General features: G+C 37.6%; 16 protein-coding genes. All 16 read right to left on the bottom strand.

Translation table 11 applies throughout. From position 1 onward, the window contains the following. Positions 1-78: 78 nt before the first annotated feature. The 16 genes from JCM14374_RS12385 to JCM14374_RS12455 all read right to left on the bottom strand — a co-directional run bounded on the left by JCM14374_RS12385 (position 79) and on the right by JCM14374_RS12455 (position 13,472). Positions 79-1,089 (bottom strand): hypothetical protein, encoded by a 1,011-nt coding sequence (locus tag JCM14374_RS12385; protein ID WP_054697975.1) that lies wholly within the window; start codon positions 1,087-1,089, stop codon positions 79-81. 340 nt (positions 1,090-1,429) lie between these two features. After that, positions 1,430-2,296: a topoisomerase C-terminal repeat-containing protein gene (locus tag JCM14374_RS12390; protein ID WP_054697978.1), complete on the bottom strand. Its 867-nt coding sequence runs from the start codon at positions 2,294-2,296 to the stop codon at positions 1,430-1,432. A gap of 113 nt (positions 2,297-2,409) precedes the next feature. Next, positions 2,410-4,875 (bottom strand): GGDEF domain-containing protein, encoded by a 2,466-nt coding sequence (locus JCM14374_RS12395; RefSeq protein ID WP_054697981.1) that lies wholly within the window; start codon positions 4,873-4,875, stop codon positions 2,410-2,412. Continuing rightward, on the bottom strand, positions 4,875-5,312 hold the full coding sequence (locus tag JCM14374_RS12400) for a metal-dependent hydrolase (protein WP_054697983.1): 438 nt from the start codon (positions 5,310-5,312) through the stop codon (positions 4,875-4,877). The genes JCM14374_RS12395 and JCM14374_RS12400 overlap by 1 nt, the downstream gene beginning before the upstream one ends. Further along, positions 5,309-5,632: a hypothetical protein gene (locus JCM14374_RS12405; protein WP_157049117.1), complete on the bottom strand. Its 324-nt coding sequence runs from the start codon at positions 5,630-5,632 to the stop codon at positions 5,309-5,311. Before JCM14374_RS12405 ends, JCM14374_RS12400 begins: the two co-directional genes overlap by 4 nt. A gap of 86 nt (positions 5,633-5,718) precedes the next feature. Continuing rightward, the gene (locus JCM14374_RS12410) at positions 5,719-5,991 is read right to left on the bottom strand and encodes an HU family DNA-binding protein (protein ID WP_054697989.1); all 273 of its coding nucleotides are present in this window, start codon (positions 5,989-5,991) and stop codon (positions 5,719-5,721) included. A gap of 58 nt (positions 5,992-6,049) precedes the next feature. Next, positions 6,050-7,027 (bottom strand): ATP-binding protein, encoded by a 978-nt coding sequence (locus JCM14374_RS12415; protein ID WP_054697992.1) that lies wholly within the window; start codon positions 7,025-7,027, stop codon positions 6,050-6,052. Between the two features lie 107 nt (positions 7,028-7,134). Next, positions 7,135-7,728 (bottom strand): response regulator, encoded by a 594-nt coding sequence (locus tag JCM14374_RS12420; protein WP_054697995.1) that lies wholly within the window; start codon positions 7,726-7,728, stop codon positions 7,135-7,137. Between the two features lie 310 nt (positions 7,729-8,038). Beyond that, entirely contained in the window at positions 8,039-8,236 is a 198-nt protein-coding gene (locus JCM14374_RS13215) for a M23 family metallopeptidase (protein WP_083454092.1), read from the bottom strand. Between the two features lie 14 nt (positions 8,237-8,250). After that, positions 8,251-9,840: a lytic murein transglycosylase gene (locus JCM14374_RS12425; protein ID WP_054697999.1), complete on the bottom strand. Its 1,590-nt coding sequence runs from the start codon at positions 9,838-9,840 to the stop codon at positions 8,251-8,253. A gap of 128 nt (positions 9,841-9,968) precedes the next feature. Further along, complete coding sequence (locus tag JCM14374_RS12430) at positions 9,969-10,394, bottom strand: tyrosine-type recombinase/integrase (protein WP_083454093.1); 426 nt, start codon at positions 10,392-10,394, stop codon at positions 9,969-9,971. Beyond that, on the bottom strand, positions 10,376-10,855 hold the full coding sequence (locus JCM14374_RS12435; RefSeq protein ID WP_054698004.1) for a tyrosine-type recombinase/integrase: 480 nt from the start codon (positions 10,853-10,855) through the stop codon (positions 10,376-10,378). Before JCM14374_RS12435 ends, JCM14374_RS12430 begins: the two co-directional genes overlap by 19 nt. A 37-nt stretch (positions 10,856-10,892) precedes the next feature. Beyond that, positions 10,893-11,801, bottom strand: coding sequence for a ribonuclease HI family protein (locus JCM14374_RS12440; RefSeq protein ID WP_083454095.1), 909 nt, complete (start codon positions 11,799-11,801; stop codon positions 10,893-10,895). Then, the gene (locus JCM14374_RS12445) at positions 11,714-12,121 is read right to left on the bottom strand and encodes a hypothetical protein (RefSeq protein WP_054698009.1); all 408 of its coding nucleotides are present in this window, start codon (positions 12,119-12,121) and stop codon (positions 11,714-11,716) included. The genes JCM14374_RS12440 and JCM14374_RS12445 overlap by 88 nt, the downstream gene beginning before the upstream one ends. Continuing rightward, positions 12,090-12,713, bottom strand: coding sequence for a hypothetical protein (locus JCM14374_RS12450; protein WP_054698011.1), 624 nt, complete (start codon positions 12,711-12,713; stop codon positions 12,090-12,092). Before JCM14374_RS12450 ends, JCM14374_RS12445 begins: the two co-directional genes overlap by 32 nt. A 192-nt stretch (positions 12,714-12,905) precedes the next feature. Next, positions 12,906-13,472 carry a hypothetical protein gene (locus JCM14374_RS12455; protein WP_054698015.1) on the bottom strand — a complete coding sequence of 189 codons (567 nt, stop codon included), beginning with the start codon at positions 13,470-13,472 and terminating at the stop codon, positions 12,906-12,908. Between the last annotated feature and the right edge of the window lie 122 nt (positions 13,473-13,594).

Here is a 13,594-nt window from a genome sequence, read left to right on the forward strand (position 1 = left end):
TATCCATCCGGTGAAGCCCAGGTGGATTTTGGCGAGATCGTAATGATTGAGCAAGGCAAGCGGATCAAGGGTTATGAACTAGTCCTTTTCGCCAGCATCGCAGATTTTCCGCATTGCTCGGATGATTGCCAACTTCCTGCCAATTTCCTCACTCCAAGTATCATCAGGCGCGCATTTAGCAACACCCTTGAATTTCTGTCCGGCAAAAGCAATATAGCAAACCGTGGCAGGACCGTTAAAAACAAAAGTCAAGGGACCATCTACTTCCGTCTTGTTCTCCGGGCAGTGGTTGATGGGGAGAAGTTCAAGGTATTTCGGCAGAATGTAATAACCGAATCCACCCTCACATCTTCCGTCTAAATTATGGCAACCCTTGATTTTGTCGTTAAAGTTCACGCCCCACCATTCGCCATTTGCATACATGATGATTCCGCTTTTCCCCTTGATGGTTCCTAAGAATGGATATTCCTCCTTCACTCTCACCCTATCCCCAACCTTAAACGCGGGCTTGGGTTCGGGGGTCGGTTCGTCAACAACGAGTTCAAAACATTCCTCTTTGCCCGCCCATCCATTTTGTGAAGGGAAGTCGGCAAGGTATCTATCTTTGCCGTGGTAAGAACGATTTTCATAGGGGTACATATCTGGCGTGTGGGTGATTATACCTATGTCGCCTTTTTTTATTCTACCCCAACCATTGCCTTCGGATGCCGCGATTGCCCGGACTTTATTGCCAACGGAAAACTTGAATTTGGGCGGTTCAACATACGGGCGCAGGTCGGATTCGAGGAAGTAATCACCCATTGCAATATCGTCTTTATCATGCCAACATTTATAAACCGTTTTGCCGCACTCGCAGCTTTTCTCTTTTTCAATTCCATTAACGAATAAATACTTGTGTTTGCAAGAGTAATTTTCGATTTCCCAGCCCGGAACGCTTTTACTCACTGGGATAACTTTATCACCAATTTGGTACTTTGGTTTCTTCTTGGGTATTTCAACCTTTGGCACCACCTGCCCTTTGAATGTGGCAACCACTTTATCGCCCTGCATGATGGTGATTTCGGTTTCACCGCTTACTTTGATTTCCATTAATTTTTTCCCTCCTTAACGTAAAACACCGCTACCAATTCAGATTTTGGATAGCGGCGCTTCAATTTAATTTCAGCTTTCTTCGGGGTTTCTGCCTCAATGTCGAGGCTTATTATCCTCCTTCCTGCGCTAAACGGTTTGAAGAATAGTTTGTAGCGCATTATCCCTCCCTCAGCAGTTTAAATATCTGATTACGGCATCTCTCGCAGAGGTCGTAATCCTCTTGGTTTATAGGTTTGTCTTTGTCTCCGAAGAACATCATATGGTATACAATATTCTATTTTTGTCCAATATTGTAGAATATTTTGCATACACTACTCCCGTCATATTATTTAACTATTCACTGTTGCCCTTTTACTGTTGCTGCCCATGCCCGGACAACCTTTTCTGCTCCAGATGGTACGGTATATATACATCCCTCTCCTTGTGCTGTCCTTATCGATGCACGAAAATTTGCAATTAATGAGGGATCGTCTGGCAACTGGACTCGTATATTTTTTCCTTCTGGAAATATATCAACCTTTAACCAGGGAAATAATCCCCTTGGAAATGTACTCTGAACTACACCGCCTCTTAATGAGCTTCTTTTTTGATGTTCGTATTTTATTTCCCAGGCTTCAAACCTACCTAGAACTTGCCACATATACTCAATCAAATATCTGGCCTCTTTTCTGGCAGGAATCACTTCACGCAGCGCATACTCTACAAAATCTCTATTGTTGGCCTTAATGACCAGACGCTTGTTATATTGATTATATAGCAAATATCTGCCGGCAGATATAACTCCCATACATTCAGCTAATCTGGTCGGAATAAGCCCAAAATTAGCCGTACATTGAAAGTTAACTGGCCCGGTTATATATATCCCTGCAACCCCGGATGATGGTGACTCAACTCTTATGACGACTTGTTTGTTATTTTCGGTGCTGTTTGAATTTATATGGTCGGGAAATTCAAATACTATCCTGTTGCCCTGAACTACCAGCGCAGCCGAAAAGGGTTTTTGGTTTTTACTGATAAATCCAGACATGATTGCAGTGCGCTTGTCCTTGCATAGTTGAGATATAATTTCAGGGGTTATTGTTTTGCCGGATATTTTTTTATTTATTTGCAACCCGCAATTTGAACATATCCATGAACATACCCATGAATTAGGTTGTATTTTTAGTTTTTGTCCGCACGAAGGACAATTCAAATTATTTATCATAATTTTCCTTCCTCTCAAGATTTCATAAACTAGAAGACCCTACAAAGTATAAACACTCTCAATAACCACAAAAAAGCCCCTGGCTTAAAACAGGGGCCTTTAAGACAAGGCTTTTATTTCTGCGCTGCTATGGCCATTTTGCTTAAAACAAATCCGTTTTCAGCTGACAATATATTTGGTATTTCTGTAGGAGTGAATACTGCAACATTCTGCCCGCCATAATTCTGCAACCAATACTGAGTGGTTTCATCTGATTTATCTCCCTCTCGGGCCAACACCAACACTCCTTCGTCTTTGGCAATTCTTGAACATACATCTAAACTGCCCCCACAATCCACCAGCACTAGGGAAAACCTGCTTTTAATCTGATCTACCAGAGAATGAACATTGGCTGGTATATTAAGATACTTGTACGGATCTACTGCCCATATCATAATATTGTCATGTTTTATAGGGGCCTTTGAACCGGGAATCCGCCAATCGCTTTCTATTAAAGTGTCTTTAGATACCCCAAGAGACAGCGCAGCCATACTCTCAGGAGTAGCGCAGACCAGCGCCATACTCTGTTCAATTAGCCTGGCGCATATTTCTCCTGCTTGCGCGGGCCTTGACGGACATACTACATATAATGCACCATGATATGGCAAAGTTATCCCTTTGTTGCTTCCCCTGGCTCCAGGAAGAACCGTAAGTTTTGTTTTGTCTCCCAGGAAAAAACTTTCGGTTTTCGGGGAAACTATCTTGGTTACTGCATCTTCAAATGATGAACACATAACGGCATTAGGACAAGTTTGTTTAACAGACCAATCGGCTACTGAACCTGTTCCTATGCAATATATAGGAAGGCTCTGGGGTACTAATTTAATATTTTTTGCATTGGTGATAACAAATGTCGCTTCTTTGGGATCGTTTACTATATTTACTCTTATATCAGACCCCACAACACCCATTAACAAAACATTAGGTTTGGCTTCAACACATACCCTGTTCCTGCCGGTTTCTTTGGCCTGATAAAGCATTTTATCCGCCAGGCCGATAATATCACAGCCAGGATACCATTCTGCTACGCCTGCTGAGAACGTAGTCTTTATACTACGCCCATCCGGAATAATAATAGAACGCTGCGACCATTTTTGACGCAAGCGGTCTATTAAAAAATGCGCTTCGTTGGCTGTAGTGTCAGGAAGACAAACTACAAATTCTTCGCCGCCGTACCTGGCTGCTAAATCCGCAGTTCTTGTTTCTTCTTTTAAAAAACTGCCCAAAGCTGCCAGAACCGCATCCCCGGCTGTATGTCCGTAAGTGTCGTTTACGCCTTTAAATTTGTCTATATCCAGGATCACAGCAGAATAGTATCTATTTCTTTGCTCGCTTTCTTTCATCCATTCGCTTAAAAAACCGCGAGTATATAACCCGGTTAAGGGATCTGTTTCGGCTTTAGACCATAGTTCCTGAATACGAGAAATTAAAATATATACTTCGTCTATTACGTCAGGTGTTATTTTGGAAACACATTTATCCGCTCCTGCTTTCAAAAAGGCTTTGTTGCCTTTGATAACCACTATTGGTTTCAAGGGATTCTGTCTGCGGAACTTTTTCACAAAACCTATTCCTTTGTTAGCCGGGATAACCAAAGCATCATAGTCAACAATTATTTCTCTGGGATCATTGAATTTTATTTTGACAAACTGATTATTTACGATAATCCCAGATTTGACAAATATCATAAACCCTTTCTGTGAATTTTTAGGTTTTATTTTTTGAACAACAGGAACAGGAAAATTGTTTTTAGATTTCTTTTGAAAAGAAATTTTCTTAAACAAATTCCAATTAATTTTAGTGTTTTTCGAATTAGCGGATTCGTCTAAATGCTCCTTGATTTTTTGAATGTTTTTCAACTCCTGTTCAATGGGAGTTGTATTAATTTCTGAAATTATTGCTTGTTCTTTAGCTATTTCCTGTTTAGAAACAGTAATTAGCGAAGTTTTATTTGTGTTGGATATAGGTACTGTCACTTGCAATTTTCCATTTGTCAGTACAAAATCCAGTTCATCTTTTGTCCGTAAATCCCGCTCCCATATACACATAAGTGTATTTACCGTAATTGGTTCTACAGGTAAGTCCCATATAACTGCGCGAAATGATTTGTTTTGTACTTGTTGTGCTGCTGAATAAGGGGTGGTCGCAACAGTAATATTGAATTCTTGCAGAAAATCAATAGTATTGCGATTAGTTGTTACTAATAAAACTGGTTCTTGGGAGTAGCTTTTTTCTGGTTCTTTTATTGGGGATTTTAATTCAGAGCTTTTGTCCGTATTTATTTCTTTGGTTTTAAGATGAAAAGCATATTGTTTTAGATCTTCTGGTTTGTTCAAAACAACATATCTAATTTTTCTTTCTTCAAGCACTTGTAATAGCTGAGAATCTGTATTAAAGGGTTCGGACACAACCACTTCATCGAATTCATCGGTTTCAAGAATAACCAAAGCACGTTGCACGTCTTTTATAAATACTACTTGGGCTATTTGAGATAATGTCTTATTTATGCTTTCGTTTTCAGTAATCAACATTATAAACATCACAGCACCCCCAGGATTTTTCCAGTACAATATGCAAAAAATACTGTTAAAGAAGCATTAATTATTATGCTCCTGGATTTTATCGGACCGCTTAAATGTAAAGGAAATAATAAAAATGGCGTAACTCCGCTTCTTGTTGGGGCATCTAATAGTAAATGGCTCAAACTGCCCCCCATAAATGATAAACCAATAGCCAAAGGCATATTAAATATAGTTCCGACCATAAATAATAAAATACTTGCAGCTAATACAAATTCAACCTTATGGGTTAAAGTGCGATGCCCAATTATATAATATAGAATGGTGCCCGGATGATCGATGTCAGGCAATATTCCCCCAATTGCTCCAGCAGCCATTCCTATATAGGGATGGCCAACAGCTAATCCTGTTGCCGTACCTACCAGTAGACCTGCCGTTAAATGTGTTTCAGGTCTCATGCGCCCCTGCCCCCTTTATAGCGCATATATCTTGGATATATTTCTGTTTTTCTAACCCAATGACGATAGTTTTTATCACCTAAAAAAGTAATGACCAGTATGGTGTCATTATCCAAGGTCGCTACCACAGACATACCATTATATCGAATTTCCCAGCAATCGCCAGGACGTGTCGTTACTACACTTCCGCGTTTGGCTATCATTAACAAAGCTTTTAATGCTTCATTGTCAGTTAAATCATATTTCCTAAATTTTTCTTTGTACTGCTTAATAGCGTGATTAGTAACAGCATATCTCTTTTCAGTAACTTCTAAAGCCACACAAGTCATAACTTCCACCTTCTTTCAATATTGTTGCTATACACGCAGACTATATAAAAAAACCCCATAATATGGGGGGTTAAAATTTAATTTATTTTTTCTTTGAATTCTTTGCTCGGTCTAAAAAAAGGTACTATCCGAAATGGGATAATAAGCTCTCCTCCAGTTTGAGGGTTTCGGCCTTTTTTGGGCTTACGCTGCCGTGATTCAAAAGTACCAAAGCCCGTAATTTGTACTTTGCCGCCTTTGCTTAATTCCTGCTGAATAATATCCAAAAATACATCAATATTGTTTTTGACCAGAATTTGATCGTAGGATGTTTTTTCGGCAATACAAGCAATAAGTTCTGACTTATTCATATATTCTCCTCCACTTGATAATTTCCTAGCCATAGTCTTTATCGCGAAATTCGGTGAATTAAAATTTATTTTGAACTGTTTCCAATTCTATAACCGCATTTTCCAAATCAGTTTGAGTAATGCTGCGTCTTTCACGAAAAGCATTTGTGTTGGCAATATTAACAACAGTCTCTAAAAATGCCCCGCTTTTGCCTTCCGTCCAGCTCGCTAATTTGTAAAAATCAATATCGTTTTCGATTGGTTTTTTACCTATATGCGCTTTTAATATAGCAACACGATCATTAAATTCTGGATTGCCAATCTCTATATGTTTTTCTAATCTGCCTGGTCGTATTATCGCTGGATCTAATATATCTTTACGATTTGTAGCAGCCATAATAAAAACCCCTTCCAAGGGATTAAATCCGTCTATTTCGTTTAACAATGAATCTAAAATTATATCTGAAGGGGAATTTATCGATCTACCGGAACGCACCTGGGCAATAGCATCGATTTCATCAAAAAACACGATACATGGCTGACGTAACCTTGCCTCTTTAAACAAAGTTTTTATTCTTTGTTGAGGTACTCCTACAGCTCCATCACCTGCTAATAATGCTGACCCTTTTACCGGAATAAACGAAAAACCATAAAATTGAGCACATGCCCTGGCAAAACTTGTTTTACCATTACCCGGTGGCCCGTATAATAATAATCCTTTAGGCGGCTTCAATTCATATTTATTTGCCAATTTCGGATTAGTAGCATAGGTTTTCATTATGTCGAAAAAATCCTGTACTTCTCGCTTGGCCTTCTCAAGCCCAATAAGACGGTCAAAAGCATGAGGATCATTATTTACTATTTGATTTCCAATATCACATGAGGGTTCTTTAACCGATTGTTTCATTGTCAAATGTTGCTCATTCTGTTTTGGAGGTTCTGAAGCTTTCATAAAATACCACAAAACCCCAGCAACAATTATTACAAATAACAACCATGATCTCTGATAGATAAAATCTAACACTGTGCTTAGCCCTAAATGAATTATTTCAAACACTTTGCACACTCCAGGCAATAACACATATCCTATAAAAAGTAAGCCTAAACACAATAAAGCCAGATTTATGATAAATATAAATAGCTTTTTGATTTAAAACATCTCCTTTATTGTTTTCGCAACAATATACTGATGTTTTCTTCAATACGCATTAATGATTCTTCAAGAGTGCGTCCCGGAGCTTGCCCCAGGACACTTAATATCCCGGCTATTAGCTGTTTAGCTTCATTGGATATTTCTGACTGAGGTTGTTGTATAAGATTTCTTTTGTTTAAGAATAACATCTTTTCAATTAATTTGGGCGATTTCGGAGGAACCCGGTTAAATTCTGCCGTAGCCTGACTATACGAAGTCGGATGATTTATCTTATCCAAAAACAGTGCAGGATTTATCGGATCGAATAGAAAATCCCTGACTCCTAGAAAAAAAGCATCGATAATAAGATCATTTTTAGGAGTTGCATTTCCTCCTAAAAGAATTATCCTGCAATTACAGGCTTTTTGAACTTCAAAGATTATATCTCTAATATCTTCTTCGCCAGGCAAGATAGCAGACAAAACTATAAGGTCGGGCTTATATTCCTGGGCCTTAATAATCAAAGGTTTTTTAAAAGGAACCGCTTGGAATTCATAATTAAATACATTGGCTTTAACAAATTCATCTATTTTTTCTTCACCTGTAGCAAGGATCATTTTTAGCAAAACAATTACCCCCAAAAAATAAATAAAAGGTACGCGCGTACCTCTGGGCTATAAACCAGATAGTCATTCCCTGTTTATAATCCATATAATAAAAGCCCTCCACTTACCGAAGGGCATAGGGATAGCAACACAAAAAAAGTCTAATTTTTTGTAAACCACCCCTTGTTTTTTGCCATTTATTAGAACATCAGGGGAAATATTTTATTATTTTTATACTGAAATTTATAATCTTTTTGCTTATATAAGTATAAAACTCCCTATATAATAAGTCAACTATTTGGATAAAAAAATACTAATATATCAATATTTTTTAATGCTGTTGTGCTGATACTAATAATGGTTCAGGGTTCATATAATCACTTGCGCTATACGGATACCTGCGAATCTCATAATGTAAATGCGGGCCTGTAGATTCTCCGGTACTGCCAACTAATCCTATAACTTGCCCGGCTGTTATATCCTGATTTGCCTTAACTTTTATACTGGAAAGATGGCAATACATATGCATTAGTTGGTCTTGACCTATAATTTGTATGGTATTGCGCCTCCACCTAACCACCCTGCACTATATACCCGGCCACCACAAACAGCATAAATCAAAGTTCCTGATTTTGCAGGAATATCTACTCCAGTGTGAAATCTCCATATTTTTAATGTGGGGTGGAATCTCATTTCATATTTGCTGTTTATATTATTAACACTTAATCCTTGAAGGGGAAATACATATCCGCTAATTCCTATGATGTCCGATTGTAAAAAATTGGTTGCTGTGGCATAAACGGCTGTTGCATAGTTTTTCGCGGCTTCTGTTAATGGATTGCCGCCATATTGAGATAATATTTTAATTATCCAGTCTTTGTCTTCTTTTAAATCTAAATTGCGCCCAGATAAATTTTTTAAATAGTTAGCAGCTGAAAAAATGGCATCGGCCGGACTGTATATATTACAAACGCCATCACCATCACCATCTACTTTATTGACCTCCCAGGTACTAGGCATAAACTGCATTAATCCTGTAGCACCAGAATTCGTATTATATGCCGTTGGGTTAAATGTTCCGCCGGTCTCTTTTTGCGCTATAGCCATAAGAAGTTCAGCAGGAATACCAAACTTTTCGCTGGCCTGTTTACATAACTCCTGTATGTTGAAAGGTATTGAACCAAGAGGAATTGAATCAGGCATAATAAAGGGATCGCTTTGTAACATCCATTCAATTACTTCTGTTTGCTCTTTAAAAGCTGTTTCGGCGTTTATATATGATAGGCGAATATCTTGTGCATCTTCTTGAGGAATTTCATAATGTTCTACTAACCACTGCTCAAGTTTTTCCCACCGATTATTATTAGGGGATATATCTATCGTATTTTTTAACACCTCATAAGTATCTGGACAAGGATCGCTTTCGGTAGCCGGTTCGGTATACCATTCATATTCATATTTAAAATGGCCGCGCATAGTATCTGCTTCAGTAAGCAAATATTCAGTTATACTCGAACATTTACATCCGTCTTTCGTCATAGAACAAACTGTGCGTACAGATGTTCGATATTTGAACTTAGGGTGCATCTCTTTAATAAACTCTTCAAAAAGTTCATCGGGTATTTCGTAAATGGTTTCGCTGTGTTGATACATCCACCATGAAATATATGATTGAATGCTACCCCAATTATTTACTAATTCCTTATCCTTCCCATCACGATCTATAAGACTGTGAACATTATAAATATCTTCTAATTCTTGAGTTTCTTCATTGTGTTTTTGGATTTGTTCAATGTCTAGCCAAATATTTTTCTTAATATGTTCAGTGTTAATTCTGTATTTATCGAGAAAGGGATTTATATCTGGGTTGCTATCACCCATAACCAACCAGGTATCCCATATATTCCAGTTATTGGCAAAATTCTTATACTTTTCGATAACCTGTTTATCGGAAGTATCAATAGTGTTATTCATGTCAGTATCCCCACCAGCTACGGGACTTCCAGAAAAAGTTGCTCCATATATAGTAAGAATAATAAGACATACCAGTAATATAACCAGTATTATAGGCAAAAAAGGTAATAGCAGCTTGAATATCTTCTTTTTTATTGCGTTCTTTATAAAATTATTCAAAACTATGCCTCCTTGATTTTAAACATAAAAAACTCCCTGATTATGTCAGGGAGTTCTGTGTACAGTTCAACTTTATACCAAATAGCGCCGTAAAGCCCCTGGTTTTAGGCTCGGGAAATCGTCAATCGTTATATAAACTCTGTTTCAGTGCTTATCCTATCTACTGCATAGCGTAGATCTTTTTCGCCTGGCGTAAGATATGTTCGCGTAGTTTCAAGGCTTTCATGCCTTGATAATTCTGCTACAACCGTTAATTCCGTCCCTGCGTCCAAAAGGTTTTTTGTGAACGAATGGCGCAAAGAATGAATAGTTTTATCTGGAAGGCTAATCTGATCAAAATAGTTTCTAAATTGAAATTGTATCCCTCGGTCTGTAAGACGAGTTCCCCTTTTAGATAAAAAGAAGGCTTCTTCGTTATTACTATTACGTACTTCCAAATATGCTGCCAGTGCTTTTCTAAGGTCTTTATTCATCGGCAAAATAGCCATTTTTCTGCCTTTGCCTTCTTGTATTGTAATAATATCGCGTTTAAAATCTACATCCCGTACATCCAGGCTGCAACTTCAAAAACTCTAAAGCCGGCCTGCAGCATACATTGTGCTATGGCAATATCTCTTAGTTTTTTAGTGTCATTGCCGTTCTTCCCAATACAATGAATTAATCTAGCCTGCTCTCGTCTGGTGAGCCAACGGGGAGACAATTGCAATTTAGATATTTTTCTGGCCCTTGCCTTTGCCGTTGGGTTAATAACTATAATGTTTTCACACACCAAATAATTAAAATAGCTTTTCAAGGCAAATATTTTCTTGTTTACTGTTTGGTGAGATTGTTTCTGATTGGTCTTTACCCAACTCAAATAATCATTCACATCTAATGGGGTGATGTTATCAGAAACAAACTCCATTCCCGTAGTTGTTGTATACCAGTTTTGAAATTCCTTGATTACCTGTATATAGGCTTGTATGGTTTTAGGGCTTTTATTGTCATTTCTTAAATATGCAATATAGTCTTTCACAGTAAACAATTCCTTCCTTAATAATTATAGTATGCCCTTAACTAGCTTGTTTTTTTGTAGAGTTGGCTTTGACCTCCATATCCACTGCAACTTTTTTTAAAGCCATATCGGGTGGAAGACCGCGAGCAACCCACCTCAAAGCCTTTTTGCCATACTCGGTATCAAAGCTTTCTACGGCTTCTTTCAACCAATCAACTGCATGATCCCCAAACCGAACTGCAGCGCACTGTATTAAAAACTCAACTTTTGCGTGACTGTATTGGTCTATACCACCAATACGGAGGTCTTTGAAGTTTTTAAACTTTGCGTTTTCTTTCATGCTAACTAATTTCCGGATACCGTCAGCACATGAACCTAACAAACCAGGCAACATTCTCAATGCTTCTGAGTCAGGAATATAATTACTTTCCCATGTTACTACCTTGTTGTTTTTTATAACTGCCTGCGGTGTTCCTGCTGCCTTACTAGCAAGGGCATCGGCTTCACTGTTTTGATTTCGTGATACCCATTTAAGTTCTATGGTTCCTGGGTACTTTTCTATTAATGTATGCACCCTATTGCACAGTTCTGCTAGATATTGCTGTTTTATCCTATATATCCCATTAACCTGATTGACTACTAACTGCGAATCAGATTGTATTAAAACCGAACCGGGGGGAAGATCTAAAACCGTTTCGATTGCCTTAATTATGGCCAAATACTCAGCTTCATTATTGGTGCCATAGCCCATATTTTCACAAATGGTTATATACTGATCATTAAATTTAATAATCCCGCCAATTCCTATTGGGCCAGGGTTGCCTACACAGGCTCCGTCTGTATTAATTATATATCTATTAATAAGTATCCCTCTCTTTGCTATACGGCTTCTTTGATCGTGATTTTTAAGCCTTTGTATTGTTGTTTTAAATGTATATTGGGCATTTCCTCTACTATTGATTTGCAGGAATCGCCAGGAATAACCCCTTCTTTAACTAAAGCATCTATAGTGAATTTAGGAACAAAATTTCCTCTGTCTCTTTCCCGGTTATCTGTAAAATAATAATCGCTGCTTATCACGGGTTTTTTAAAAATTATTTTTTGGCCTTTTAATGCGACCTTCACTAACCAATGCCATTCATCTACTGCTTCTTTGCGTTTTGCCCAATGCCATCGCATATACTGGTTAGCAGAAGGATGGGTATAGCCAAAGTACAGTTCAATGCAATCTGTGGAAATTATACTGGTTGGATTATTAACTAGCAGCAGTGGTTGTTGCTTCTTCATACACACCCCTCTTTTCTAATAACCCTCGCAGATGCACAATCTCCCATGCCTGAATATAATCTCTTGTAGTGATTAATAGTTTTTTAAAATCCATATCAGACATAAAAACATTAACTTGTTTCTGTTTAATATAAGAACCTTTTTGCAGGGAAATCCCGCCTGTAGATTGTTTTTGAGGTTTGCCAATACCGTTTTCAACAGTTACTTGCCAGCAATACCTGCGGGTTCCATCAAAATCAACCGAAAAAATAGTCACTCGGGCCATGTCTTGATCATCTAACTTATGAGATAGTATTTTTTGTTCAGATAAAGCATTGAACTTCACTTCGGATTTAATAAGAGCTGTTTGTTGTAACGTCCCATTTAAAATGATCTCAGCTAAATATTTGGCAGTAGCAGGGTTTAAATTTATATCTGCGGTTACTGTCTTATCTCCTGTCCCTTGCGAATAATCCAAAGCCAGTAATTTAATTTTTGAAAACTTGCCATGAATATTAGAAGCATTTTCTGGTTCGGCTATTTGAAGATTATCTAATATTTCTAACAGATATTTATTTGTTTGATATTTTGCGATCTGTCTGGTATTGGCCATGCAACCCCTCCTTTGCTGCAAGATAAAAATCAGTCAATTTTGCACCACGTTTTTGCCGCTCTTATGTTGCTAATCGCAACCCCAGGGGATAAAGCTTTAAGTCCTTATGAGTACATCTCATTTTGATTGAGTTTTTAATGGTTTCATACCATGCATCATTATAATCTGTCCATATTACTCCCGGTTCTTTAACTATGTACCAATATCGTAACGAGCTGCCCATAATGTTGTAAGTATTACTGTTAAATTCCGCAGGCCATAACAGTACTGCGGCACTAAGCTATTAATTGCTGTTTCTTTATCAAAAAAGATATTTTGAGAAAATCCCGTTGGGGTATATTGTTTTACTGCATGATGCCACAAACCTTTACAATCAAAGTATTCTATTATTGCATTTAGCAATTCAATCAGGTAATCCTTATCTTTTTGTTCTATCAGAAAACGGTTAAATGTTCTTTTATATTTAGAGGGATAATATTGCTCGCCCATAATGTCATTGAAAATACAGAGAAACAGGAACCAATACAAATCCTCATTATTGCTAATTTGTCCCAAAAACCTATTAGTAGTTTTAGGGCCAGATTTATTTTCAAGACTTATTACTAATTCGCTTTTATCTATCAAATAAATGGAATCGCGGAAACCATGCGGACTGATTATTTCCATTCGTCCGATTTCCGGAAGATCCCATTCGTTAATAACATAAGTTTGAAAATAAGCAGCAATCCCTTTTTGTTTGGCGAATTCATAAAATGACAATTTATCACACTCCTTTTAACCTCTATTTATTTTGAGAGTTTATGAGTAAGTTATGACTTGCGGCAATAGTTTTATTTTTTATTTATCAAAACATATTCCTCCCAATCACTTAAAACCGATAC

Source organism: Syntrophomonas palmitatica JCM 14374 (genome assembly GCF_001311885.1).
Lineage (GTDB): Bacteria > Bacillota > Syntrophomonadia > Syntrophomonadales > Syntrophomonadaceae > Syntrophomonas_A > Syntrophomonas_A palmitatica.

Bases quoted from the DNA above. Each gene is read 5' to 3' on its own strand.
- JCM14374_RS13215 (WP_083454092.1), bottom strand. From the start codon at position 8,236: ATGCATATGTATTGCCATCTTTCCAGTATAAAAGTTAAGGCAAATCAG.
- JCM14374_RS12390 (WP_054697978.1), bottom strand. From the start codon at position 2,296: ATGATAAATAATTTGAATTGTCCTTCGTGCGGACAAAAACTAAAAATA.
- JCM14374_RS12400 (WP_054697983.1), bottom strand. From the start codon at position 5,312: ATGAGACCTGAAACACATTTAACGGCAGGTCTACTGGTAGGTACGGCA.
- JCM14374_RS12445 (WP_054698009.1), bottom strand. From the start codon at position 12,121: ATGAAGAAGCAACAACCACTGCTGCTAGTTAATAATCCAACCAGTATA.
- JCM14374_RS12385 (WP_054697975.1), bottom strand. From the start codon at position 1,089: ATGGAAATCAAAGTAAGCGGTGAAACCGAAATCACCATCATGCAGGGC.
- JCM14374_RS12395 (WP_054697981.1), bottom strand. From the start codon at position 4,875: ATGTTTATAATGTTGATTACTGAAAACGAAAGCATAAATAAGACATTA.
- JCM14374_RS12450 (WP_054698011.1), bottom strand. From the start codon at position 12,713: ATGGCCAATACCAGACAGATCGCAAAATATCAAACAAATAAATATCTG.
- JCM14374_RS12410 (WP_054697989.1), bottom strand. From the start codon at position 5,991: ATGAATAAGTCAGAACTTATTGCTTGTATTGCCGAAAAAACATCCTAC.